Source organism: Streptomyces sp. NPDC003393 (assembly GCF_053589015.1).
Window position 1 is genome coordinate 24,232 of record NZ_JBSFRB010000022.1, and the last position, 24,932, is coordinate 49,163.

Genomic DNA, 24,932 nt, shown 5'->3' on the forward strand with positions numbered 1-24,932 from the left:
CGGCGCGCGGTCCCCGTGTTCGCCCCCGGTTCGCTCCAGGGCCACGGGATGTGCCGCGTGCAACGATTTTTTCAATCTTGCGGGAACCCGATGTGCGCTGCGTCACGTTCAAGTTGAATGAGGGCCAGTGAACGAAGGCCAGTGAGTGACCGACGCGCCGTGCGTGCGGACGCAGCCTGCAGGGGGTCCAGGTGAGTGCTTCCCGGCGTAGTGGGACCACCGACGAGCTCGGGCCGGACGAGCCCGAGCCGGACCGGGGCGGTCCAGGGGTCCTCGACACCTCCGACGACCCCGGTGGCCCTGGCGGGCCCGACGGCTCCGACCTGCTCGCCGCCCTGCTCGACGGCATGGACGCCGCCCTCTGCGCCTTCGACGCGAGCGGCGTCGTCACGCACTGGAACCGCGAGGCCGAACGCATCCTCGGCTGGACGGCCGCCGAGGCGGTCGGCCGGCACGGCTTCGCCGGATGGGCCGTGCGCAGCGCGGACGCCGAGGAGGTCGAACGGCGGCTGATGTCCGCCATGCACGCTCGCGGACGCCAGGTCCACGAGTTCGCCCTCCTCACCAAGGACGGCGGCCGCGTCCTCGTCCGCACCCAGTCCGCCGCCGTACGCGGACCCGACGGCGAACCTGCCGGCCTGTACTGCGCCTTCAGCGAGGTGCACGCGCAGATCGATCTGGAGCGGTCCATCGCGCTCAGCGAGGCCCTGTTCGAGGACGCGTCCTGGGGCGTCGTCCTCGTCGACGCCGACCTGCGGCCCGCCGTCGTCAACGCCCACGCCGCCCGGGCCCTCGGCACCGGCCGCGCCGCCGCGCTCGGACGTCCCCTCGGTGAACTCCTCTCCCAGGGCGTGGAAGAACTCGAGAGCGCGCTCACCCACGTCCTGGCGGAAGGCGCGCCGCCCGCGCCCGCCGAGATCTGGGTGAGCGTGCGCGCGTCGGAGGGCGACCGGCGGCGCTGCTGGCGCAGCGGATTCGTCCGGCTCGCCTCACCGCTCGCCGAGGAACCGGTGCCGCTCGGCGTCGCCTGGCTGTTCGTCGACGTCACCGACGCCAAGCACGGCGAGCAGGAGGCGGCCCTGCTGCGGTTCCGCGGCAACCAGCTGCACCGGGCCGCCCGCGCCGCCGCCGAGTGCGAGGACCCGGCGGAGGCAGCGACCGTCCACCTCGACTTCGCGCTCGCCGGGTTCGCCGACCACGCCCTCGTCGACCGGGTGGCCGGCGGCACCGCCCCCGAGGACGGCGAGCCCGCGACCCCGCTGCGGCTGGTACGGGTCGCCGCAACGCCCTCCGACGGCCCCGGCCCCAGTCTGCTCACCGGCCGGGCCGGACTGCCCGTCCGCTACGGCGAGGGACACCCCGCCCTGCAGTGCGTCGAACGGACCGGCGCCGTCCGCGCCACCGTCGGCACGGTCCCCGCCGACCAGGCACGCGACTGGGCCCTCGCCCGCCAGTGGCCCGCGGACACCGTGCACGCGATGTGCGCCGTGCTGCGCAGCCGCGGCCGCACCCTGGGCGTCGTCACCTTCCTGCGCGGTTCCGGCCGCAGCCCCTTCGAACGCTCCGACGCGGCCTACGCCGAAGACGTGGCCGTGCGCATCGCGACGGCCCTGGACCTGGCGGGGCTGCTGGAGCAGGAGCGGCCGTGACAGGCCGCAGCGGCCGGCCGTGAGCACGGCAAAGGCGTCCGCGCGAGGTCAGGCGGTCCGTCGCCGCGCGTACACCTCTATCTCGATCTTCATCTGCGGGTCCGCCAGCCCGCACACCATCATCGTCGCCGCCGGCCGCACCTCGCCGAACACCCGCCGCAGCACCGGCCAGCACGGCTCGAAGTCCTCCCGCACGGGCAGCAGATACCGCACCCGCACCACGTCCCCGAACCCGCACCCCGCCTCCTCCAGCGCGGCCCCGATGTTGCGCAGACACTGCTCGGCCTGCTCCACCACGTCCTCCGAGATCGTCATCGTCGCGTAGTCGTACCCGGTCGTCCCGGAGACGTGCACCCACTCCCCGTCCACCACGGCCCGCGCGTACCCGATCCGCTCCTCGAACACCGAACCGCTGAGAATCGCCCGTCGCTCTGTCATGCGGGGAACGGTAGGGGACCGGGGGTGAGCGCGTCGCCCGCTTCCGTACGGCCTTGGGCGCCAGGTACGGCAGCGAACAGACGTCGAGCGGGAGCCACCGTCCTGTACCGGGGAGGCCGCCGGTCTGTACGAGGGATGTGAGAGATCCGCACCGACAGGCGATCTTCGAACGCGTCGCGCGGACAGCACAGCCTCACAACGCGGCAGGGCCGGATCCACGTCTCTCACCGGAATCCACGGCTCTCGCAAGGGGCGACGGACACGGATACGGCAGCCGGCTGGAACCAGGGAGGTGGGCGCGGCGAAAAACCTGTTGATGGGCGCCCGATCGGTTCCTAGAGTGTGGCTCACACTGAAAGGAGGTGATCCGGTAGATGAGTGAGACCCGGACGCGTGAGGTGGCTGCGGGCTAGCGGCCCGTCACCCCACCCAGTGCGGTGCCGGACCGGCACGTGAGAGACGCGTGCAGCCGGCCCAATCCCAAGCAGTCACCCGACCCGCGAGCTGCCGGTACGTCCGGCCGGCTTCCCCGCCGTCAGGCGGGGGGACCCAGCTCGCGGGTCGTCTGCGTTCGCGGGCCCCTCGACGGCCCGGCGGGGGCTCCCGAAGGCCCGCTCAGGGGCTCAGTCGTTCCACGTGCCAGGTGCCGTCCGGCCGGGCGGTGTAGCGGAGGCGGTCGTGGAGGCGGTTCTCACGGCCCTGCCAGAACTCGACCGTGTGGGGGACGACGCGGAAGCCGCCCCAGTGGGGTGGGACGGGGACCTGTTCGCCCTCGGGGTAGCGGGCGGCGAGTTCGGCGTACTGCCTGTCGACGATGTCGCGGGTGGCGATGACCGTGGACTGGGCGCTGGCCCAGGCGCCGAGTTGGGAGCCGTGCGGGCGGGTGCGGAAGTAGGCGGCGGTCTCGTCGCGGCCGGTGCGGTGGGCGGTGCCCTGGACGATGACCTGGCGGGCCATGGGGTGCCAGGGGAAGAGCAGGGAGATGTGGGGGTTCTCGGCGAGGTCGCGGGCCTTGCGGGAGCCGTAGTTGGTGTAGAAGACGAAGCCGCGCTCGCCGAAGGCCTTCAGCAGGACCGTGCGGGAGCTGGGGCGGCCCTGGGCGTCGGCGGTGGAGACGACCATGGCGTTGGGTTCGAACAGATGGGCCTCGGCGGCCGCCTGCTGGAACCAGTGGGCGAACTGTTCGACCGGGGTGTCGGCCAGGTCCGCCTCGTACAGGCCTTCGGCCCGGTAGTGCATGCGCATGGCGGCGAGGTCGAAGGGCGCGGTCTCTCCGTCTTCTTGGTCGGTCACGCGGTCATCTTGCCGTATCGGTGGCGTCCGTCCGGAGGAGGTGTCCTTCGTCACTGCGTGGCACCGGGTGCCGGACGGTCTCCCCATCGGTGGCACCCGGGGTTATCGTGCTGGTGCCGTGCCGGTTGGGTGAGCTGCGACCGCACGGGGCATGACAGGGGTACCGTCCCGGACCGCGAGTCGGTGGACACGACCGCGGATCCGTACGGGCGGCGGTGCCGAGGAACCTGAGGAAGTCCGAGGGCGTCCGAGGGTCCGGCGGAGTTCGTGAGCCTGTCCGGGTCCCGCGGTCGCCCCTTGCGAAAATCGCCCGTTGCCGACATCTCCGACATCCGACACCTGGTCGTCGTCCCCCGTCGCACCACTTGTCGCACTGACCATGAGGAGCCGCCTGATGTCCGACTTCGTACCCGGGCTCGAGGGAGTCGTCGCGTTCGAGACGGAGATCGCCGAACCGGACAAGGAGGGCGGCGCCCTCCGCTACCGAGGCGTCGACATCGAGGATCTCGTCGGCCATGTGTCCTTCGGCAATGTCTGGGGACTGCTCGTGGACGGCGCGTTCAACCCGGGGCTGCCGCCGGCCGAGCCGTTCCCGATCCCGGTGCACTCGGGTGACATCCGCGTGGACGTGCAGTCGGCGCTGGCGATGCTCGCTCCGGTGTGGGGGCTGAAACCGCTGCTGGACATCGATGCCGTGCAGGCCCGGGAGGATCTGGCGCGGGCGGCGGTGATGGCGCTGTCGTACGTGGCCCAGTCGGCGCGTGGGCAGGGACTGCCGATGGTGCCGCAGCGGGAGATCGACAAGGCGAGCACCATCACCGAGCGGTTCATGATCCGTTGGCGGGGTGAGCCGGACCCCAAGCACGTGGCGGCCGTGGACGCCTACTGGTCGTCCGCCGCCGAGCACGGCATGAACGCGTCGACGTTCACCGCTCGGGTCATCGCCTCCACAGGTGCGGATGTGGCGGCCGCGCTGTCGGGTGCGGTGGGTGCGATGTCCGGGCCGTTGCACGGTGGTGCGCCGTCCCGGGTGCTCGGCATGATCGAGGAGATCGAGCGGACCGGGGACGCCGAGGGGTACGTGCGGCGGGCGCTGGACCGCGGTGAGCGGCTGATGGGTTTCGGTCACCGGGTGTACCGGGCGGAGGACCCGCGTGCGCGGGTGCTGCGTCGTACGGCGCGGGAACTGGGCGCTCCGCGGTTCGAGGTGGCCGAGGCGCTGGAGAAGGCGGCTCTGGAGGAGTTGCACAACCGTCGTCCGGACCGGGTGCTGGCGACGAACGTGGAGTTCTGGGCGGCGATCATGCTGGACTTCGCCCAGGTCCCGGCGCACATGTTCACGTCGATGTTCACCTGTGCGCGGACGGCGGGCTGGTCGGCGCACATCCTGGAGCAGAAGCGCACGGGCCGTCTGGTGCGTCCTTCCGCCCGTTACATCGGTCCGGGTCCGCGCAGTCCGCGGGAGATCGCGGGATACGACGAGATCGCGCACTGACGGGACGCCGGCGGGGACTTCGGCGGCGCACGGGCCCGGTTCCGCGCGCCGCCCCCGTACGTCGTCCCCGTACGTCGTCCCCGGGTGCGCCGCGTCCTCGCGCGCGCCGTCTCCCGTGTGCCGTGCGCGCGTGTGTCCCCGCTCAGGCCAGGGCCTGGTCCAGCAGTGCCGCCCACTGGGTGACGACGCGTTCGCGGCGGACGGTGTCGTCGGTGAGGAGATTGGCCAGGCCCAGGCCGCGGGCCATGTCGAGGAAGCCCTGGACGGTTTCGCGGGTGCCGGGGCGGGTTTCGTCGGCGCCGAGCAGTTCCACGGCGATGCGGTGGGCCTCGCGGCCGACGCGGGCCTCCAGTTCGGTGACGCGGGCGCGGAGCTGGTCCTCGTTGGAGGCGGCGACCCACAGGTGCAGGGCGGCACGGAAGAGGGGGCCGGTGTAGAGGTCGACGACGGCCCGGACGACGGCGCGCCGGTCGCCGGACGCGCCCTCGGGGAAGAGGGCGCGCAGGGCGGTGGAGCGTTCCTCGGCGACGTATTCGACGGCGGCGGTGAAGAGGTCCTCGCGGGTGGGGAAGTGGTGTTGTGCGGCGCCGCGGGAGACGCCCGCGCGTTCGGCGACGGCGGACACCGTGGAGCCCGCCCAGCCGTGCTCGGCGAGGCAGGCCACGGCGGCCTGCAGGAGGCGCTGCCGGGTGGCCCGGCTGCGGTCCTGCTTGGGTACGCGATCGCGTTCCGCCGTACTCACACCACCCATGCCGCATCCCGTCTTTCCAGGAAGGCCGTCATCCCCTCCCGGGCCTGGGGGGAGCCGAACAGCCGGGCCGAGAGCGCGGTCAGGTCGGCCGCGTCCCGGTCGAACGTCTCCAGCACCCTAGCCGTGAGCAGCCGTTTCGTCTCCGCCAGAGCGTGCGGGCAGGAGCGGCGCAGGCCGTCGAGGACGGGGGCCAGCGCCTTGTCGACGTCGTCCGCGGTGGTGGTGAGCAGGCCGAGGCGTACCGCTTCGGACGCGTCGAAGCGTTCCCCGGTGAGGTAGTAGCGGGCCAGGGCGCGCGGGTCGGCGCGCGGGAGGACGGTCAGGGAGATCACGGCCGGTGCGACGCCGATGCGTACTTCGGTGAACGCGAAGGTGGCCGTGGTGGCGGCGGCGGCGAGGTCGCAGGCGGCCAGGAGGCCGAGGCCGCCGGCGCGGACGTGCCCGGTGACGCGGGCGATCACGGGCCGGGGCAGTTCGACGATCTGCCGCAGCACGCCGACCAGCGTGTCGGGGTGCGGCGGGTCGCGCAGGTCGGCTCCGGCGCTGAAGGTGGTGCCGGTGTGGGTGAGGACGACGGCGCGTACGCCGGGGTCCCCGGCGCAGTCGGTGAGCGCGCCGGCGAGGTCGGCGACGAGGGCGGCGGAGAGGGCGTTGCGGGTGTCGGTGGCGTCGAGGCTGAGGGTCTCGACGCCACGCTCGCGGCTGCGGCTGATCAGGCTCACGGCCGCTCCCGGGGTTTCCGGCGCGGGATCAAGGTCACGGCCGCTCCCTGAGTTCGCGGCGCAGGATCTTGCCGGAGGCGGCGCGGGGGACCGCGTCGACGAAGGTGACCCGGCGTATGCGCTTGTAAGGGGCGACGCGCTCGGCGACGTACAGCATGATCTCGTTCTCGTTCGGGCCGTCGGCGCTGGACCGCCGGACGACGAAGGCGTGCGGGATCTCGTTGCCGTCCCCGTCGTGGGCGCCGATGACAGCGGCGTCGGCGATGCCGGGGTGGGTGAGCAGCTGGGCCTCCAGTTCGGCGGGGGCCACCTGGAAGCCCTTGTACTTGATGAGTTCCTTGACGCGGTCGACGACGAAGAGCCAGCCGTCCTCGTCGACGTGTCCGACGTCTCCGGTGTGCAGCCAGCCGTCGGTGTCGATCAGCTGGGCGGTGGCGTCGGGGCGGCCGAGGTAGCCCTTCATGACCTGGGGGCCGCGGATGAGGATCTCGCCGGACTCGCCGGTGCCGAGGTCCTTGCCGGGGTCGTCGAGGGAGACCATGCGCATCTCGGTGCCGGCGATGAGCCTGCCGACGGTGCCGGCGGGGGCGTCGTGCAGCCGGTCGAGGGGGACGACGTGGGTGCCCGGGGACAGTTCCGTCATGCCGTAGGCCTGGCCGATGGGGGGCAGTCCGAGCCGCTCGGCGCAGGCGCGCGCGAGTGCCGCGTCGAGCGGGGCGGCGGCGCTGATGACGTACTTCAGGCAGGACAGGTCGTAGCGGGTGACCGCGGGGTGTTTGGCGAGGGCGAGGACGATCGGCGGAGCGACGTAGAGACCGGTGATGCGGTGGGTCTCGATGGCGGCGAGGAAGGTCTCCAGGTCGAAGCGGGGCAGGACGACGACGGTGGCGCCCTTGCGCAGGGGGGCGTTCATCAGGGCGGTGAGGCCGTAGATGTGGAAGAACGGCAGGACGGCGAGGATGCGTTCGCCGGGGCCGGTGGTGACGGCCGGATCGAGCTGGGCGAGGTTGGTGGCGATCTGCCGGTGCGTGAGCATGACGCCCTTGGGGGTGCCGGTGGTGCCGGAGGAGTACGGCAGTGCGGCGACGTCCTCGGCGGGGTCGACGTCGAGGTGCGGCTCGGGTGCGGTGGAGCCGAGCATGTCGATGAGCGACCGGTGTCCGGGCGCGCTGTCGCAGACGATGATCTCCCGTATGCCGCCGGCGAGTTGGGCGGCGCGGCGGGCGGAGTCCAGCAGCGGGGAGACGGTGATGATCCAGCGGGCCGCACTGTCGCGCAGTTGCTTGGCGAACTCCTCGGGGGTGGCGAGCGGATGCACGGTGGTGACGCAGGCGCCCGCGCGCGTGGCCGCGTAGAAGGCGATCGGGAAGGCGACGGTGTTGGGGCTGTGCAGGGCGAGGACGTCGCCCTTGCGGACGCCGGTCCGGGCGAGCTCGGCGGCCAGGCGCCGGTGGAACCGGTCCACCTGGTCGTAGGTGAGGGTGGTGCCGTCCGTGCCGTCGATCAGTGCGGGCTGCGGGCCGAACTCGGCGGCGTGGCCCAGGACGGCGTCGTGGATGGGCAGTTCGACGGGGGCGACGTCTGCGTACTCGCTGTGGAACACGGTTCCTCCAAGCGGCTGCGGCTCAGTACGACTTGGGCAGACCGAGGGTCTGGTGGGAGACGTAGTTGAGAATCATCTCCCGGCTCACCGGGGCGATACGCGCCACGCGCGCGGCGGTCACCAGTGAGGCGAGCCCGAACTCGCGGGTGAGACCGTTGCCGCCGAGGGTGTGCACGGCCTGGTCGACGGCCTTCACACAGGCCTCCGCGGACGCGTACTTGGCCATGTTGGCGGCTTCCCCGGCGCCGATGTCGTCGCCGGCGTCGTAGAGGTGGGCCGCCTTCTGCGTCATCAGCCGGGCGAGTTCGAGGTCGATGTGGGCCTGCGCGAGGGGGTGGGCGATCGCCTGGTGGGCGCCGATGGGGGTCTTCCAGACGGCGCGGTCGCGGGCGTACTCGACGGCCTTGGCGAGCGCGTAGCGGCCCATGCCGATCGCGAAGGCGGCCGTCATGATCCGTTCGGGGTTGAGGCCGGCGAACAGCTGGAGGAGGCCCGCGTCCTCTCCCCCACTGCCGAGAGCGTGGGAGGGGCCCCCACCGACGAGCGCGTCCGCGGGCAGCCGTACGTCGTCCAGGGTCAGTTCGAACTGCTTCTCGGCGGCGCTGAGTTCCATGTCGATGCGCCGCTTGTGGAAGCCTTCGGCGTCGGTCGGGACGATGAACAGGCAGGGCTTGAGGCGGCCGGTGCGGGCGTCCTCGGTGCGGCCGACGATCAGTACGGCGTCGGCGATGTCCACGCCGGAGATGAACACCTTGCGGCCGGTGAGCAGCCAGTCGGCGCCGTCGCGGCGGGCGGTGGTGGTGATGCGGTGGGAGTTGGAGCCGGCGTCGGGCTCGGTGATGCCGAAGGCCATGAGGCGGGTGCCGTCGGCGAGTCCGGGCAGCCACTGCCGTTTCTGGGCCTCGGTGCCGAAGCGGGAGATCACGGTGCCGCAGATGGCGGGCGAGACGATGAGCATGAGGAGCGGGGAGCCCGCGGCGCCCAGCTCTTCGAGGACTATGGAGAGTTCGGTGATGCCGCCGCCTCCGCCTCCGTGTTCCTCCGGGAGGTTGACGCCGAGGTAGCCGAGTTTTCCTGCCTCGGTCCACAGCGCGGTGGGGGGTTTGCCCTCGGCGACGTTCCGGGTGAAGTAGCCGCGGCCGTAGCGCTTGCCGAGCGCGGCCACGGCGGACCGGAGGGCCTTGTGTTCTTCGGATTCGATGACGGCGGTCATGGGACTCCTAGGAAGAGGCTGGTCGAGAAGGGCTTTCCTGCACGACGGCGAGCACCGTGCCCGGCTCCACCTGCTGGCCGGGCCTGACGTGCAGGGCGCTGAGCGTCCCGGTGGCCGGTGCCGAGATCTGGTGCTGCATCTTCATGGCCTCCAGCCAGATCAGGGGCTGTCCGGCCCGGACGGGGGCCCCTTCCGCGAGGCCCTCCGCGACGCGTACGACCGTGCCCGGCATCGGGGCGAGCAGGGAGCCGGGGTCGACTCGGGCGGCCGGGTCGGGGAAGCGGGGCAGGGCGGTGAGGCAGGTGGTGTTGACGTACACCTGGTCGCCGTACCGGGCGACGTCGAAGCGGCGCTGCACGCCGTCCCTCTCGAGGACGACCCGGTGCGTGTCGGCGTGCACGACCCGGGCTCCGTCGGCCGCGAGCCCCCGGCGGGTGTGGCGGTAGCGGACCTCGTGCTCCTCCCCCGCCATCAGGTAGCGCCTGGCCTGGGGCTGGGAGGGGACGTTGCGCCAGCCGCCGAAGCGGGAGCGGCCGTGGGCGTCGGCGAGGGCGGCGGCGAGCGGGGCGTACGGGTCGGGGGCCGGTGCGGTGAGGCCGGCGAGGTGGCGGTCGTAGAAGCCGGTGTCCATGCGGGCCCGGGTGAACTCCTCGTGGCGCAGGGAGCGCACCAGCAGGTCCCGGTTGGTGACGGGGCCGTGGATCACTGCGGTCTCGAGCACGCCGGCGAGTCTGCGGATCGCCTCCGCGCGGGTGGGGGCGTGGGCGACGACCTTGGCGAGCATCGGGTCGTAGTGGACGCCGATGGTGTCGCCGTCGTCGTAGCCGGTGTCGAGGCGGACGCCGGGCGGCAGGGCGAGTCGGTGCAGGGTGCCGGTCTGCGGGGCCCAGTCGTGGGCGGGGTCCTCGGCGTACAGGCGGGCCTCGATCGCGTGGCCGCGCGGGTGCGGGGGCGTGGTGTCGAGGGCCTGGCCTTCCGCGACGCGGATCTGCTCGGCCACCAGGTCGAGGCCGAACACGGCCTCGGTGACGGGGTGTTCGACCTGGAGGCGGGTGTTCATCTCCAGGAAGTGCGCGCGCTCGCCCTCGACCAGGAATTCGACGGTGCCGGCGCCGACGTAGGAGACGGCACGCGCGGCACGTACGGCCAGCGTGTACAGCTCTTGGGTGAGCCGGTCGGAGAGGCCGGGCGCGGGAGCCTCCTCGATGACCTTCTGGTGGCGGCGCTGGAGGGAGCAGTCGCGGGTGCCGAGCGGCCACACGGTGCCGTGGGCGTCGGCGAGGAGCTGCACCTCGACGTGGCGCCCGCCCTCGATGTAGGGCTCGATGAACACCTCGCCGTCACCGAAGGCGCTCGCCGCCTCGGCGCGCGCGCTCTCCAGCGCGGCGGGCAGCTCTTTCAGGCGGCGCACGATCCGCATCCCGCGCCCGCCGCCGCCGGCGGCGGCCTTCACCAGCACGGGCAGGCCGGCCGCGGTGACGTCGGCCTCGTTCAGGGGCGCGAGGCCCATCAGGGCCTTGGCGCGGGTCTTGGAGGCCATCGCCTCGATGGCGTCGGGCGGCGGGCCGATCCAGATCAGGCCGGCGTCGACGACGGCGCGCGCGAAGTCGGCGTTCTCGGACAGGAATCCGTAGCCGGGGTGCACCGCGTCCGCGCCGGCCGCGACCGCCGCCTTCACGATCAGGTCGGCGCGCAGATACGTCTCCGCGGGCGTGGCGCCCGGCAGGCGTACGGCGGCGTCGGCCACGCGCGCATGGAGGGCGTTCGCGTCGGCGTCCGAGTGCACGGCGACGGTGCGGATGCCCGCCTCCCGGCAGGTGCGGAAGACCCGGCAGGCGATCTCGCCCCGGTTGGCGACGAGCAGTGTCTGGATCATGGACCTCACATCCGGAAGACGCCGAAGCCGCCGCGCACGCCCTGGTAGGGCGCGGTGTGGATGGCCGAGAGGCAGATGCCGAGGACGGTGCGGGTGTCGCGCGGGTCGATGACGCCGTCGTCGTACAGCCGGCCGGACAGGAACATCGGCAGCGACTCGGACTCGATCTGCTGCTCGACCATGGCCCGCAGCGCCGCGTCCGCCTCGTCGTCGTACGGCTGCCCCTTGGCCGCCGCGGACTGCCGGGCGACGATCGACAGCACGCCGGCGAGCTGCTGCGGGCCCATGACGGCGGACTTGGCGCTGGGCCAGGCGAACAGGAAGCGCGGGTCGTAGGCGCGTCCGCACATGCCGTAGTGCCCGGCGCCGTAGGAGGCGCCCATGAGGACGGACAGGTGGGGGACGCGGGAGTTGGAGACCGCGTTGATCATCATGGCACCGTGCTTGATGATGCCGCCCTGTTCGTAGGCGCGGCCGACCATGTAGCCGGTGGTGTTGTGCAGGAACAGCAGGGGGACGTCGCGCTGGTTGGCGAGCTGGATGAACTGGGCGGCCTTCTGCGACTCCTCGCTGAACAGCACGCCCTGGGCGTTGGCGAGGATGCCGACGGGGTAGCCGTGGAGGTTCGCCCAGCCGGTGACCAGGCTGGTCCCGTACAGCGGTTTGAACTCGTCGAAGTCGGAGGCGTCGACGACGCGGGCGATCACCTCGCGCGGGTCGAAGGGGGTCCTCAGATCGCCGGGGACGACGCCGAGAAGTTCCTCGCCGTCGTGTTTCGGGGGCGCTGCGAAAGGGGGATCGGGGTACGCCTTGCGGTGGTTGAGGCGGGCGACGACGCGGCGCGCCTGTCGGAGGGCGTCCCGCTCGTCGACGGCGAAGTGGTCGGCGAGGCCGGACACGCGCGCGTGCATCTCGGCGCCGCCCAGGGACTCGTCGTCGCTCTCCTCGCCGGTGGCCATCTTCACCAGCGGCGGCCCGCCGAGGAACACCTTGGCCCGCTCCTTGACCATGATCACGTGGTCGGACATGCCGGGGATGTAGGCGCCGCCGGCGGTGGAGTTGCCGAAGACGACGGCGATGGTGGGGATGCCGGCCGCCGACAGCCGGGTCAGGTCCCGGAAGATGGCGCCGCCGGGGATGAAGATCTCCTTCTGGGACGGCAGATCCGCGCCGCCCGACTCCACCAGGCTGATGCAGGGCAGCCGGTTGGCGAGGGCGATGTCGTTGGCGCGCAGCGCCTTCTTCAGGCTCCAGGGGTTGCTGGCGCCGCCGCGCACGGTCGGGTCGTTGGCCGTGATCATGCATTCGACGCCCTCGACGACCCCGATGCCGGTGACCAGCGAGGCGCCGACGGTGTGGTCACTGCCCCAGGCGGCGAGCGGGGACAGCTCCAGGAACGGCGTGTCGGGGTCGAGGAGCAGCTCGACCCGTTCCCGGGCGAGCAGTTTGCCGCGCCCGCGGTGCCGTTCGACGTACTTGGCGCCGCCGCCCGCGAGCGCCTTGGCGTGCTCGGCCTCGAGGTCGGCGAGCCTGGCGAGCATGGTCTCGCGGTTGGCCCGGTACGCGGGCGAGCGGGTGTCCAGGGAGGAGGACAGGACCGTCACAGCAGGGCCTCCGGGATGTCCAGGTGGCGGGAGCGCAGCCATTCGCCGAGGGCCTTGGCCTGCGGGTCGAAGCGGTGCTGGGCGGCGACCCCCTCGCCGAGGAACCCCTCGACGACGAAGTTGAGGGCGCGCAGACGGGGCAGGACATGCCGGGTGACGGGCAGCGCCCGGCTCTCCGGGATCAACTCCCGGAACCGGTCGACGGTCAGCTCGTCGGCGAGCCACCGCCAGGCGTCCTGCGACCGCGCCCACACGCCGACGTTGGCGTCCCCGCCCTTGTCGCCGCTGCGGGCCCCGGCGACGAGTCCGAGCGGGGCACGCCGTGCGGGCCCGCCGGGAAGAGGGTCCGGCAAGGGCGGCTCGGGTACGTCGTCGAGCCCACGGGTGTCGTGGGGCGGCGGCACGGTGATACGGCGGCCGTCGTGGAGGACGGCCACATGTTCCACGGCGTCCTGGGGGACGTACGCGGCCTCGAAGACTCCGTAGGGGGCGCCCTTCCCGGGCGGCGCGAGCAGGTGGAAGCCGGGGTATCCGGCCAGTGCGAGCTCCACGGCGGCCCCGCTGAACGCCCGTCCCACTGCCTCCGCGTCCCGGTCGCGCACGACGAGCCGGAGCAGCGCGCTGGCGGTCTCCTCGGAGTCGGCATCGGCCCGGTCGGTGCGCACCAGGTCCCAGCGGACCTCGGCCGGCGGCGACTTGGCGGCCGCGAGGGCGTCCTCCATCTGCCGGCGCGCCAGCTCGGCCTTGCGTTCGATGTCGAGCCCGGTCAGGACGAAGGTGACCTCGTTGCGGAAGCCGCCGAGGCGGTTCAGCCCCACTTTGAGGGTGGGCGGCGGGGCCTCACCGCGCACGCCCTCGACGCGCACCCGGTCGGGTCCGTCCTGGCGCAGCCGTACGGTGTCCAGCCGCGTGGTGACATCGGGCCCGGCGTACCGGGCGCCCCCCGTCTCGTACAGCAGTTGGGCGGTGACCGTGCCGGTGTCGACGACGCCGCCGGTGCCGGGGTGCTTGGTGACGACGCAGGTGCCGTCGGCGTGGATCTCGGCGAGCGGGAAGCCGGGCCGGCGCAGCCGGTCGAGGCTGTGGTCGGTGAAGAAGGCGTAGTTGCCGCCGGTGGCCTGGGCGCCGCACTCCAGCACGTGCCCGGCGACGACGGCGCCCGCGAGCCGGTCGTACTCTTCCGGCTGCCAGCCGAAGTGGGCGGCGGCGGGCCCGGTGACCAGGGCCGCGTCGGTGACCCGCCCGGTGACGACGATGTCGGCGCCCGCGCGCAGGCAGGCGGCGATCCCGAAGCCGCCGAGGTAGGCGTGGGCGGCGAGGACGCCCGCGGGGGTTTTGCCTGCTCGCGCGGCGCCGAGAGCCGGAGGCGGGGTCGTGGTGAGGTCGTCGCCCTCGACGTGCGCGACCTTGACCGGTATGCCGAGTCGCCCGGCCGACTCCCGTATGCCGTCGGCGAGTCCGGCCGGGTTGAGTCCACCGGCGTTGGTGACGATCCGCACCCCCCGCTCGTGGGCGAGGCCGAGGCACTCCTCCAACTGGCGCGGGAAGGTGCGGGCGTAGCCGGCGGCAGGGTCCTTCAGCCGGTCCCGGCCGAGGATGAGCAGGGTGAGTTCGGCCAGGTAGTCGCCGGTGAGGACGTCGAGTTCACCGCCGGTGAGCATCTCCCGCAGGGCGTCGAAGCGGTCGCCGTAGAAGCCGGAGAAGTTGCCGACGCGCAGGACCGTCATGCCGGTTCCCCCTTCGGCGGGCGTCCGGCGCCGGGCGGGCCGGCGAAGGCCTGGGCGATGTCCAACCAGCGGTCCGCGTCCGGGCCTTCGGCGGTCAGGGCGAGGTCGGCACGGTGGGCGCGCTGGGTGACCAGCAGGCAGAAGTCGAGGGCGGGGCCGGTGACGCGCTGCGGGGCGTCCTCGGGTCCATAGGCCCACGTCTCGCCCCCGGGTGAGGTGAGTTCGACGCGGAACTCGGCGGCGGGCGGGGTGAGTCCGCGCACGCCGAAGCAGAAGTCGCGGGTCCGTACCCCGAGCCGGGCGATGTGCCGGAGCCGGCCGGTGGGGGGACGGACGACACCGAGGGCCTGCGCCACGTCCAGCCCGTGGGCCCAGGTCTCCATGAGCCGTGCGGTGGCCATGGAGGCGGCCGACATGGGCGGCCCGTACCAGGGCAGGCGGGCACCGGGCGGGGCGGAGCGCAGGGCCCGCGCGAGTGCGGCGCGCCCCTCCCGCCAGCGGGCCAGGAGTTCGGCGGGCGGCAGCCGCCCGCCCTCCTCGGCACCCGCGTCGACGAAGGAGCCGGGGGCGGCGAGGGCCTTGTCGACCAGCATCCGGAAGGCGTCCGCGTCGGTGACGGCCAGCAGCGCCGAGCGGTCGGTCCACGCGAGGTGGGCGATCTGGTGAGCGATGGTCCAGCGGGGCGCGGGGGTCGGGAGCGTCCAGCGCTCCGGCTCCAACTCGGCTACCAAGCGGTCGAGTTCGTCGCTCTCCGCACACAGGTCGTCGATGACGGGCGTCGGATCGGCCATGAGGGGGAGCATGGCACCGGGCCTGGAAACAATCAAGCATGCTTGCATGATTTCTGGCACCTAAGGTTGCGCCATGGCGAGTGAGTTCAGCGATGCCTTCCTCCTCGAGGCGGAACGGCATGCCGCTTGGGGCGCGGCTCAGCTTCAGGCTCTGACCGCGTTCCTGCCCGACGGGCCCTGGAGCGCCGACCTGCCGTCCTGCCGGTACCGGCAGGGAGAGCTGGAACTGCGCGTGGCCGTGCTGGGCACGTACGACACGCAGGAGCGGTCCTGGGTGTGGGGCTGGGCCAATCCGGGTCTGCGGGGTACCGAGGTGGTCTCCCCGGCCTCCGCCGTCGAACGGTACGGGCGGGCGCACGGCATCGTCGAACTGACCGAGGAGGTCCTGGACCTCTCCGGTTTCGCGGACCCGCGGCGCGCGGCGGAGACGCTCGCCCTCACCGGCATGGGTGTGGCCGGGGCGCCGGGCTACATCGGCGTCGCGGCGGGGCCGGGCACGCGCGTCTACTTCCTTCCCACCGACACACAGGTGCCGCGCGCCGCCCTGGACGCGGTCGCGTTGCCGCGGACGCTGCTCACGGGCACGCAGTTGATCGGGTACTCGGCCCGGCACGTGGTCAGCGGCTACTTCGACCACCACGGCGTCGCGCACCGCACCGAGGGCGACCGGATCGTCGCCGGGCTGCCCGACGGCAGTGCGGTCGAGGTCGCCTTCGACGCGGCCGGGCGGATCGCCGTCGTGCGGGGCACGGTCGCGCCCTGAGCGGAGCGTCCGGGGCTCGCTCCGAAAGGCGTGGAGGTGCTCGCCGGAGCGCGCTCGGCCGCCCTCGCCGGATCCGGGCGGACGACGGCGCGCGTCCGTCCGACGGGCGACACACGGCAGGCCGCCGCCCGGCCGTGGCGACGGTCAGGAGGTGAGCTTCCCCCGTCCCACCTGGGTGCGGACCGCGCCCATGCTCGCCGCGATGACCAGGGTGATGGCCAGGCCCTGGGCGGGGGTGAGGGACTGGCCCAGGACGAGGAAGCCGGCGGTGGCGGCGAGGGCCGGTTCCAGGCTCATCAGAACGGCGAAGGTGGAGGCGGGCAGGCGGCGCAGGGCCAGCAGTTCGAGGGTGTAGGGCAGGACGGAGGAGAGCAGCGCCACCGCCGCGCCCAGCCCGAACGTCGTCGGGTCGGCCAGCTTCGCACCCGACTCCGCGATCCCCAGCGGCAGGAACAGCACCGCGCCGACCGCCATCGCCAGGGCCAGACCGTCGGCCTGCGGGAAGCGCCGGCCGGTGCGGGCGCTGAAGAGGATGTACGCCGCCCACATCGCGCCCGCGCCGAGCGCGAAGGCCACCCCGGCGGGATCGAGGCTGCCGAAGTCGCCGCCACCGAGCAGGAACACACCGGCCAGCGCGAGGGCCGCCCACACCACGTTGACCGCGCGGCGGGAGGCGAGGACCGACAGGGCGAGCGGGCCGAGGACCTCGAGGGTGACCGCGGGGCCGAGCGGGATGCGGTCGACGGCCTGGTAGAACAGGCCGTTCATCGCGGCCATCGCGACGCCGAAGACGACGACCGTGCCCCAGTCGGCGCGCGAGTGCCCGCGCAGCCGGGGCCGGCAGACCAGCAGCAGCACGATCGCGGCCACCAGCAACCGCAGGCTCACCACGCCGAGCGCACCCGCCCGGGGCATCAGCGTCACCGCCAGCGCGCCGCCGAACTGCACCGAGACACCGCCGGCGAGCACCAGCCCGACGGGGCCGAGGGAGCCGAAGCGGCGCGGCGCGCCCGTCGGCGCGGGTGCGCCCGAAGGCGCGGCCTGCGAGGGGGCGAGAGGGAGGGCGTCGGGGGCGGTCACGGGCGGTCCAGGTGCTCGGTTCGGGGTTCGCATGCGGACTCGTTCATCATGGTGCACCGCCCAGTCTATGGCAATGGACTTTTCCGGGGCCGCGAAGACCTTCGAACACGAGTCCGGCACAACCCTGGTGCCCTGTGCCGTTGGGCGGGGTATCCTCCTGCGGATCATTGCGAGGGGCAAGGTTCCGGTTATGGGGGGGATCCCGCTCCGGCCGCCCCCGCACGCGACCCGGCCGCGCGCCCGGCGCGCCCATGGTCCTCTCAGGGGAGGGATCTCATTGCACCTCAGCCGTGCTCGTGCTTCCCGGCTGCGCCTGACCGCGGCGACAGGCGTGGTCCTCGCGGCGACGCTCGTGGCCGGCCAGGCCGTCGCCGTGGCGGCGCCCGTGACGGCCCCGGCAACGGTGACGGCCACCACCGGGGCGACGGCGCAGGCGGCGATTCCGTACCCGGCGGGCCGCACCCGGCTCGTGAGCGTCGGGGCGACCGGGTTCCTGACCTGGACCGACGCCAGCAAGGGCCTGTGGACCAGCTTCGCCGACGGTTCGTCCACCGCCCTGCCGGACTCCTGGGGACCCGTCATGGGCTCCAAGGCGTCCGACGTGGTGCTGACCCGCCTGGCCGACGACGGCGTGTACCTCACCGACATGAGCACGCACACCCGTCTGATGACCGTCGACCCGCGTGACATCGATCCGACGGGCCAGGTCGTCGGCGCGGTCGGCGGCACGGTCCTCGTGCGGACCTCGAACACCACCGGCGGCCAGGACGTCCACCTGGTCGGCACGGTGGACGGCGAGGTGACGACACGCACGGTGACCCGTCTCCCGGCGGACGCCACCGACATCGTCCTCTGGGCGGGCACCCCCGGTTACGCCGTGCTGGGCTACCGGACTCCGCGCGGCGGGTCGTGGGCGCTGGTCGACCTGGCCGCCGGCACCGCCGCCCAGCACTTCGACACGCAGGTCCCGCCCAGCGCCGTCGCCGTGTCCGACAAGTACGTCGCCTGGGTCGAGGCGGATCCGGACGAGACCTCGGTGTATGTCACCCACCGCGACACCTCCGCCGTCCAGCGCATCCGCCTGGGCAAGCCCGAGGGGGAGGTGGCACTCGGTCTGACGGGTGACTGGGTGGCGTACGGCGTGCAGGGCGCCCAGATGGCGCGTGAACCGGATCCGCTCTACGCCCTGACGGCACGCAACCTCACCACCGGGGCCACCCGCAAGGTCCTCGACACCACGACCCAGACGGCCGCGGCGCCCGACGGCACGCTGTACGCGAGCGGCGGCACCGTGGCCGGCGGCGAGGGCCTGTACCGGATCGCTCTCGGGGCCGACGGAGCGCCGGCCGCCACCCTGGTGGCGAGCAGCGGCGAGCCGACGAAGCTGACGCTGCTCGGCGACAAGATCCCCGACGCCGTCGACCTCGACGAGAACAACGGCCGGTTCCGGCTGGAATGGCGGCTGTCCGACATCAACGTGGTGATGGCCGTCACCCTGCGCAACACCCGCACCGGGGAGACCCGGCGGGAGAACGTCTACCCGCTGTCCGTCAGCATCGACGACCCGCACCGCGCCTACCTCGACTGGCACGGCGACGTCCTGTGGAACGGCGTGCAGGGCCAGTACACGGCCGCGCCCAGCGGCCCGTACACCTGGACCATCGATGCCACGCCGCTCAACGGGATCGGCCCGCACCTGGTCGCCTCCGGATCGTTCACGGTCGCCCGCAAGCCCGGTCTGCACGACTACGACGCCGACGGGTCCCCGGACGTCCTCGCGCGGGACACCTCGGGGCGGCTGTGGCTCAAGGACGTGTACGACGCCCGCCACGAGGGCTCCTTCACGCAGAACCCCGAGACACTCGTCGGCGGCGGCTGGAACGTCTACGACCGGATCGAGGCGGCCGGCGATCTCGGCGGTGCCGCGGTGAGCGACGTGGTCGCCCGGGACCGCGACGGCGTGCTCTGGCTCTACCTGGGCAAGGGCGACGCCAAGTCCCCGCTGGCCACCCGTTCCAGAATCGGCGGCGGCTGGAACATCTACACCAAGCTCACCGGCGGCAGCGACCTGAACGGCGACGGCCGCGCCGACCTCGTCGCCACCGACAAGGCGGGCGCCCTGTGGCTCTACAAGAGCACCGGCAACTGGCGGGCGCCGTTCGCCGCCCGGGTGAAGATCGGCACCGGTGGCTGGGGCATGTACGACCAGATCACCGCCACCGGGAACATCGCCGGCGCCCCGGCCGGCGACCTCGTCGCCCGCGACCGCGACGGCGTGCTCTGGCTCTACCTCGGCTACGGCGACGGCACCTTCGCCCCGCGCACCCGGATCGGCGGCGGCTGGAACGCCTACAAGCACCTCCTCGGCTTCGGCGACGCCGACTTCGACGGCATCCCCGACCTGTACGCGATGGGGGTGCGGTACGGGGGCGAGGACCCGTACTTCTACGCGAGCACGGGTCTGTGGAAGACGCCGTTCGCCGGCCGTGTCCCGGTCACCGCGCCCTTCTACGCGCTCCGGTCCTACGACCTCTACATCTGACTCCCCATCACGCAATCGTCGTCAGACACGAAGGAACCCTCTGTGCAGCACGCGCGCATCAGGCGCAGACGCCTCACCGCGGCCGTCGCCGCCGTCCTCGCCCTCACCGCCGGCGGCACCGGCCTGGCCGCCCCCGCGGTGGCCGCGCCCGCCGGCGCCTCCGCGACCGCGACGGCCGGGACCCAGTCCGTCGTCGCCTTCCCGAAGGGCGACGTCATCGCCGGGGCCACCGCCTCCGGCTATGTCACCTGGAACAAGACCAGCGGTACGCGAAGCTGGTACCCGGCCGACGGCGGCGCGCCAGCCGCCCAGTGGATCTCGTACGTCGCGGTCCAGGCCACCGGGTCCGGCGACCTCGTGGCCACGTACGACCGCGCCGACCTCACGGCAGCCCTCACCGACATGGCGACCGGATCGAAGGTCTACAGCTACTACCTCGGCCCCTCCGTGAGCGGGGTCGAGTACGCGGGTGCCGCCGGCACGGCCCTCTTCACCACGCTGGACAACGGCGCGGGCGGCAAGGACCTCCGCATGCACCGGGCCGGAACGTCCCCGCGCACGGTGACCGGCCTTCCGCAGGACGCCACCGGGATCAAGGTCACGCCCGGCACCGCCGGCCAGGCTCAGGTGACCTACTCCACCGGCACCAAGCACGTCCTCGGTCTGCTCGACCTCACCGCCGGCGCCGTGACCGACGCCTTCGAACTGCCGGGCGCCGTGAAGGACGCGGACGTCGCGGTCTCGGCGACGCATGTGGCGTGGGTCCAGTACAACAGCTCCTACGAGGCGACGGTGGTCGTCACCGACCGCTCCACGGGTGCCCGCCAGAGCGTCCAGGTGGGCAAGGTGTGGCCGGAGGCCGTGTCGATCGGCTTCCAGGGCGACTGGCTGACGTACGGCAACCGCGGTGGCCTGACGTCCGTCGACGCGTACATCTCGAACGCGTTCACCGCGTACAACCTGACCACCCACGCCACCCGCAAGCTCCTCGACCACCTCACCTCCGCCGCCACCGCCCCCGACGGCACGCTGTACGCGCGCGGCGGCACGGTCGCCGAGAACGAGGGCGTGTACCGGATCGCACCCGGTCAGGACGGCGTCCCGGCCGCCACCCTGGTGGCGAGCAGCGGCGAGCCCACCCGGGTCACCCTGACCGGTCACACCGTGCCGGCCGTCGTCGACCTGGATCAGAACGGCGGCCGGGCGTCGCTGGGGTGGAACCTGTCGCGCGGCAACGTGGAGGCGAGGGTGACCCTCCGTCACGTCCGCACCGGCGAGACGCGCAGCGTCTCCTTCACGGACCCGGGCACCTCCGTCCGCTACGACTGGGAGGGCGCCATGGGCTCGATGCCGCCTGGCAGTGCCCACAACGGCGACTACACGTGGACGCTCGTCGCCAAGCCGCTCAACGGCATCGGCCCGGACCTCACCACCTCCGGCACGTTCAAGGTGGTCCGCACCCCCAAGCCGCACGACTTCGACGACAACGGCTCACCGAACGTGCTGGCGCGGGACACCTCCGGCCGGCTGTGGAACAGCGACACCTACTTCGACCCCTACAACCGCGGACAGTTGTCGGAACACGAGACGAAGCTCGTAGGCGGCGGCTGGAACATCTACAACCAGATCGAGACCGTCGGCAACGTCGGCGGCGCCGCCCACGCCGATCTGGTCGCCCGTGACGGCAGCGGTGTGCTGTGGCTCTACCTCGGCTACGGCGACGGCACCTTCACCTCCCGCAGCCGGATCGGCGGCGGCTGGAACATCTACGACCAGCTCACCGGAGGCACCGACTACACCGGTGACGGCAGGGCCGACCTCCTCGCCAGGGACACCTCCGGCGTGCTGTGGCTCTACAAGGGCACCGGCGACTGGCGGGCGCCCTTCGCCTCCCGGGTGAGGGTCGGCGGCGGCTGGAAGGTCTACACCGAGATCACCGCCGTGGGCGACGTCGGCGGCGCCGCCGCGGGCGACCTCGTGGCCCGGGACCGCGACGGCGTGCTCTGGCTCTACCTCGGCTACGACAACGGCACCTTCGCCTCCCGCACGAAGATCGGCGGCGGCTGGAACGCCTACAGCCACCTGGTCGGCATCGGCGACGGCGACCGCGACGGCCGCCCGGATCTCTTCGCCTGGGACAAGCGCGCGAACCGGACGTACTTCTACCGCGGCACCGGCGACTGGCGGGCCCCGTTCAAGGCCCGTATCTCTTCGGCGTCCCCGGACAACGCCGGCAACCCCTACCCGTACAACCACATGGGCTGACGCAGCCCGAAGGTCACCGGCGCGGGGAACGGTCCCCGCGCCGGCGAGGCGGGTTGAGCCCTGGCTCGGCCCGCCTCAGCCGTCCCGCTCCCCCGCCTCCCGCGCCAGCGCCTGGGCCAGCACCTCCGCCAGGTGCCTGCCCCGCACCCCCGCCAGCTGCTCCAGCTGCGTCCGGCAGGAGAATCCGTCCGCCAGGACCACCGCGTCGTCCGGGGCCCGGCGCACCGCGGGCAGCAGCTGCTCCTCCGCGCACGCCCGCGACACCTCGAAGTGCCCCGCCTCGAAACCGAAATTGCCCGCGAGACCGCAGCAGCCGCCCGTCAGCTCACCGGTGAGCCCGGCCGCCTCGCGCAGCCGGCACTCGGCGGCGTCGCCGAGGACCGCGTGCTGGTGGCAGTGGGTCTGGCCGGTGACCGGGCGGTCGACGCGGGGCGGCGTCCAGCCGGGGGCGTGTCGCTCCAGGGCCTCCGCGAAGGTGAGCACACGGGCGGCCAGGCGGGCGGCGCGCGGGTCGTCGTGGAGGAGCTCGGGCAGGTCGGTGCGCAGCGCCGCCGCACAGCTCGGTTCCAGGACGACGACCGGGGCGGCCGTCTCCAGCACCGGTTCCATCAGGTCGAGGGTGTGCCGCATGACCGTACGGGCGCGGTCGAGCTGGCCCGTGGAGACGTACGTCAGACCGCAGCAGACCCGGCCCCGGCCCCGCAACAGGCTGACGGGATCGAGGGCGACCGTGCGGCCGTCGCCGGCCGGCGGCCGCTCGAGGCGGACCGTCGGCGGCAGCGCCACCCGCAGGCCCGCGGCCTCCAGCACCCGTACGGCGGCCCGGCCCACGGAGGGCGAGAGATGCTCGGTGAAGGTGTCCGGCCACAGGACGACCAGAGCGCCACCGCCCGCGGCGCTCCTGCCCCGCCGTCGCTCCCACCACCGGGTGAACGGCTCGGCCGCCAGCCGGGGGATCGTCCGTTCGGGTGCGATCCCGCCCAGCCGCTTCGCCGCCCGGGCCAGGGGCCGCACCGAGGCGAGCGCGTTGACCACCCGTGCCGTGCGCGTACGGGCCGCCCAGCGCAGCCACACCGGCAGCCGTCCCATGGAGTAGTGGGCGGCGGGGCGGCGCCGGCCCGCATAGTGGTGGTGCAGGAACTCCGCCTTGTAGGTGGCCATGTCGACGTCGACGGGGCAGTCCGAGCGGCAGCCCTTGCACGACAGGCACAGATCGAGCGCGTCACGGACCTCGGTGGACCGCCAGCCGTCGGTCACCAGCTCGCCGGCGAGCATCTCGTGCAGCAGCCGGGCACGCCCCCGCGTGGAGTGCTGCTCCTGCCCGGTGGCCCGGAAGGACGGGCACATCACCGCCGGTCCGGACACCTGCGTCGTACGGCACTTGGCGACCCCCACGCAGCGGCGCACCGCCGCCGCGAAGTCCCCGCCGTCGGCCGGATAGCCGAAGGCGACGTCCACCGGCTCGCGCGGCAGGACGGAGAAGCGGAGGTTCGCGTCCAGGGGGTCCGGACGGACCAGCATCCCGGGGTTGAGCAGGTCGTCCGGGTCCCAGACCCGCTTGGCCCGCTCGAACAGGGCCACCGTCCCGGTGCCGTACATCTTCGGCAGCAGCTCGGCCCGCGCCTGCCCGTCGCCGTGCTCACCCGACAGCGAGCCGCCGTGGGAGACGACCAGCTCGGCGACGTCCTCGGAGAAGCGCCGGAAACGGCCGATCCCGGCCGGGGTCAGCAGGTCGAAGTCGATCCGGACGTGGATGCAGCCGTCCCCGAAATGCCCGTACGGCGCGCCGCTCAGGCCGTGGGCCGACAGCAGCCCGCGGAAGTCGCGGAGGTACGCGCCGAGCCGGGCGGGCGGCACGGCGCAGTCCTCCCAGCCCGGCCAGGCCTCCGAGCCGTCCGGCATCCTCGTCGCCGTACCGCTCGCGTCCTCCCGGATCCGCCACAGCGCCCGCTGTGCGGCCGGGTCGGTCACCACCAGCGCGTCGACGACGTCCGCCGCCCGCACGATCTCCTCCGCACGCGCGCGTGCCTCCTCCTGCGTCTCGCCGCCGGTCTCCACGAACAGCCAGGCTCCGCCCCTGGGCAGCCCGGCCGCCGCCGGCACCAGGTCGGCCGCCATGCCCTCCACGGTCAGCGGCCCGTGCGGCAGCAGGCCCGCCGCCGCCTCCGCTGCCGCACCCTCGTCGGTGTACGCCAGTACGGCGAGCGCCCGCGCGCGGGGCGCCTGAACCAGTTCCACGACCGCCTCGGTCAGCACGCCGAACGTGCCCTCCGAACCGCAGAAGGAGCGGGCGACGTCCGCGCCCTTCTCCGGCAGCAGGGCGTCCAGCGCGTACCCGGAGATGCGCCGGGGCAGCTCGGGGAAGCCCGTGCGCAGCCGCGCGAGCCCGCCCTCCACCAACTCCCGCAACCCGTCCGGCGCCCCGGCCCAGCCCTGACCGAGCCGCAGCCGCTCGCCGCGCGCGGTGATCACCGACAGCTCCCGCACGCTGTCCGCGGTGGTCCCCCAGGCCACCGAGTGCGAGCCGCAGGAGTTGTTGCCGATCATCCCGCCGAGCGTGCACCGGCTGTGCGTGGACGGGTCGGGGCCGAAGCGCAGCCCGTGCGGCGTGGCGGCCTCCTGGAGCCGGTCCAGGACCAGACCCGGCTGGACGACGGCCGTACGGGTGGCCGGGTCCAGTTCCAGCAGGCCGTTCATGTGCCGGGTGAAGTCCAGCACCACGCCCGTCCCCGTGGCCTGCCCGGCGATCGACGTCCCGCCGCCCCGCGCCACCACCGGGACCTCACACGCCCGGCACACCGCGAGCACCGCGGCCACGTCGTCGGCGTCGCGCGGAGCCACCACACCCACCGGGACGCGCCGGTAGTTCGACGCGTCCATGGTGACCAGCGCCCGGGCGGTGGTGTCGAAGGCGACCTCGCCCCGGACGACCCCGCGCAGCTCCGCCTGAAGACCCGAGAGATCCGTCATGCGTCCAGGATGCATCCGCTCACGGACAGTCACCCGGAGTTTTCCACAGCCACGCGCATATCGTCGTACGAGTCCACAAGTCCAGAGCCCGGTGGACTCGTCTCATCGGACGGACATGATTCCGCCCGGTTTCGCCCAGCGCGATACTCT

At 73.2% G+C, this 24,932-nt stretch carries 17 protein-coding genes; 5 read left to right on the forward strand and 12 right to left on the reverse strand.

Annotated features, from left to right (window positions below):
- Positions 1-191 precede the first annotated feature (191 nt).
- On the forward strand, positions 192-1,649 hold the full coding sequence (locus ACWDUZ_RS21500; protein WP_451633390.1) for a PAS domain-containing protein: 1,458 nt from the start codon (positions 192-194) through the stop codon (positions 1,647-1,649).
- Positions 1,650-1,697: 48 nt separating this feature from the next.
- Here the strand turns inward: ACWDUZ_RS21500 and ACWDUZ_RS21505 are convergent, their stop codons facing one another.
- Both ACWDUZ_RS21505 and pdxH read right to left on the reverse strand, forming a co-directional pair.
- Positions 1,698-2,087, reverse strand: coding sequence for a RidA family protein (locus ACWDUZ_RS21505; protein ID WP_451633391.1), 390 nt, complete (start codon positions 2,085-2,087; stop codon positions 1,698-1,700).
- 615 nt (positions 2,088-2,702) lie between these two features.
- Complete coding sequence (gene pdxH / locus ACWDUZ_RS21510) at positions 2,703-3,332, reverse strand: pyridoxamine 5'-phosphate oxidase (protein ID WP_451633476.1); 630 nt, start codon at positions 3,330-3,332, stop codon at positions 2,703-2,705.
- A 442-nt stretch (positions 3,333-3,774) separates the two neighbouring features.
- Here pdxH and ACWDUZ_RS21515 point away from each other — a divergent pair, with 442 nt between their 5' ends.
- Positions 3,775-4,875 (forward strand): citrate synthase 2, encoded by a 1,101-nt coding sequence (locus ACWDUZ_RS21515; protein WP_451633392.1) that lies wholly within the window; start codon positions 3,775-3,777, stop codon positions 4,873-4,875.
- 142 nt (positions 4,876-5,017) lie between these two features.
- On the opposite strand, the gene ACWDUZ_RS21520 is transcribed toward ACWDUZ_RS21515, so the two are convergent.
- Genes ACWDUZ_RS21520 through ACWDUZ_RS21555 form a run of 8 tightly spaced genes read right to left on the reverse strand, consistent with a single transcriptional unit; the run spans position 5,018 to position 15,162 of the window.
- Complete coding sequence (locus tag ACWDUZ_RS21520) at positions 5,018-5,626, reverse strand: TetR/AcrR family transcriptional regulator (protein ID WP_451633393.1); 609 nt, start codon at positions 5,624-5,626, stop codon at positions 5,018-5,020.
- The gene (locus ACWDUZ_RS21525; RefSeq protein WP_451633394.1) at positions 5,614-6,348 is read right to left on the reverse strand and encodes an enoyl-CoA hydratase family protein; all 735 of its coding nucleotides are present in this window, start codon (positions 6,346-6,348) and stop codon (positions 5,614-5,616) included. The genes ACWDUZ_RS21520 and ACWDUZ_RS21525 overlap by 13 nt, the downstream gene beginning before the upstream one ends.
- Positions 6,349-6,382: 34 nt before the next feature.
- On the reverse strand, positions 6,383-7,951 hold the full coding sequence (locus ACWDUZ_RS21530; RefSeq protein WP_451633395.1) for a 4-coumarate--CoA ligase family protein: 1,569 nt from the start codon (positions 7,949-7,951) through the stop codon (positions 6,383-6,385).
- 22 nt (positions 7,952-7,973) lie between these two features.
- On the reverse strand, positions 7,974-9,164 hold the full coding sequence (locus ACWDUZ_RS21535) for an acyl-CoA dehydrogenase family protein (protein WP_451633396.1): 1,191 nt from the start codon (positions 9,162-9,164) through the stop codon (positions 7,974-7,976).
- A 7-nt stretch (positions 9,165-9,171) separates the two neighbouring features.
- Positions 9,172-11,040: an acetyl/propionyl/methylcrotonyl-CoA carboxylase subunit alpha gene (locus ACWDUZ_RS21540; RefSeq protein WP_451633397.1), complete on the reverse strand. Its 1,869-nt coding sequence runs from the start codon at positions 11,038-11,040 to the stop codon at positions 9,172-9,174.
- 5 nt (positions 11,041-11,045) lie between these two features.
- Positions 11,046-12,644 (reverse strand): acyl-CoA carboxylase subunit beta, encoded by a 1,599-nt coding sequence (locus tag ACWDUZ_RS21545; RefSeq protein WP_451633398.1) that lies wholly within the window; start codon positions 12,642-12,644, stop codon positions 11,046-11,048.
- The gene (locus tag ACWDUZ_RS21550; RefSeq protein WP_451633399.1) at positions 12,641-14,371 is read right to left on the reverse strand and encodes an acyclic terpene utilization AtuA family protein; all 1,731 of its coding nucleotides are present in this window, start codon (positions 14,369-14,371) and stop codon (positions 12,641-12,643) included. Before ACWDUZ_RS21550 ends, ACWDUZ_RS21545 begins: the two co-directional genes overlap by 4 nt.
- Entirely contained in the window at positions 14,368-15,162 is a 795-nt protein-coding gene (locus ACWDUZ_RS21555; protein WP_451633400.1) for a TIGR03084 family metal-binding protein, read from the reverse strand. Before ACWDUZ_RS21555 ends, ACWDUZ_RS21550 begins: the two co-directional genes overlap by 4 nt.
- 73 nt (positions 15,163-15,235) lie before the next feature.
- Here ACWDUZ_RS21555 and ACWDUZ_RS21560 point away from each other — a divergent pair, with 73 nt between their 5' ends.
- On the forward strand, positions 15,236-15,925 hold the full coding sequence (locus tag ACWDUZ_RS21560; protein ID WP_451633401.1) for a DUF6882 domain-containing protein: 690 nt from the start codon (positions 15,236-15,238) through the stop codon (positions 15,923-15,925).
- A 144-nt stretch (positions 15,926-16,069) separates the two neighbouring features.
- On the opposite strand, the gene ACWDUZ_RS21565 is transcribed toward ACWDUZ_RS21560, so the two are convergent.
- The gene (locus ACWDUZ_RS21565; protein ID WP_451633402.1) at positions 16,070-17,038 is read right to left on the reverse strand and encodes an EamA family transporter; all 969 of its coding nucleotides are present in this window, start codon (positions 17,036-17,038) and stop codon (positions 16,070-16,072) included.
- A 244-nt stretch (positions 17,039-17,282) separates the two neighbouring features.
- Here ACWDUZ_RS21565 and ACWDUZ_RS21570 point away from each other — a divergent pair, with 244 nt between their 5' ends.
- Both ACWDUZ_RS21570 and ACWDUZ_RS21575 read left to right on the forward strand, forming a co-directional pair.
- Positions 17,283-19,547 (forward strand): FG-GAP repeat domain-containing protein, encoded by a 2,265-nt coding sequence (locus ACWDUZ_RS21570; RefSeq protein ID WP_451633403.1) that lies wholly within the window; start codon positions 17,283-17,285, stop codon positions 19,545-19,547.
- A 42-nt stretch (positions 19,548-19,589) separates the two neighbouring features.
- Positions 19,590-21,812, forward strand: a complete 2,223-nt coding sequence (locus ACWDUZ_RS21575; protein WP_451633404.1) for an FG-GAP repeat domain-containing protein — start codon at positions 19,590-19,592, stop codon at positions 21,810-21,812.
- Between the two features lie 75 nt (positions 21,813-21,887).
- On the opposite strand, the gene ACWDUZ_RS21580 is transcribed toward ACWDUZ_RS21575, so the two are convergent.
- Entirely contained in the window at positions 21,888-24,782 is a 2,895-nt protein-coding gene (locus tag ACWDUZ_RS21580) for an FAD-binding and (Fe-S)-binding domain-containing protein (protein ID WP_451633405.1), read from the reverse strand.
- Between the last annotated feature and the right edge of the window lie 150 nt (positions 24,783-24,932).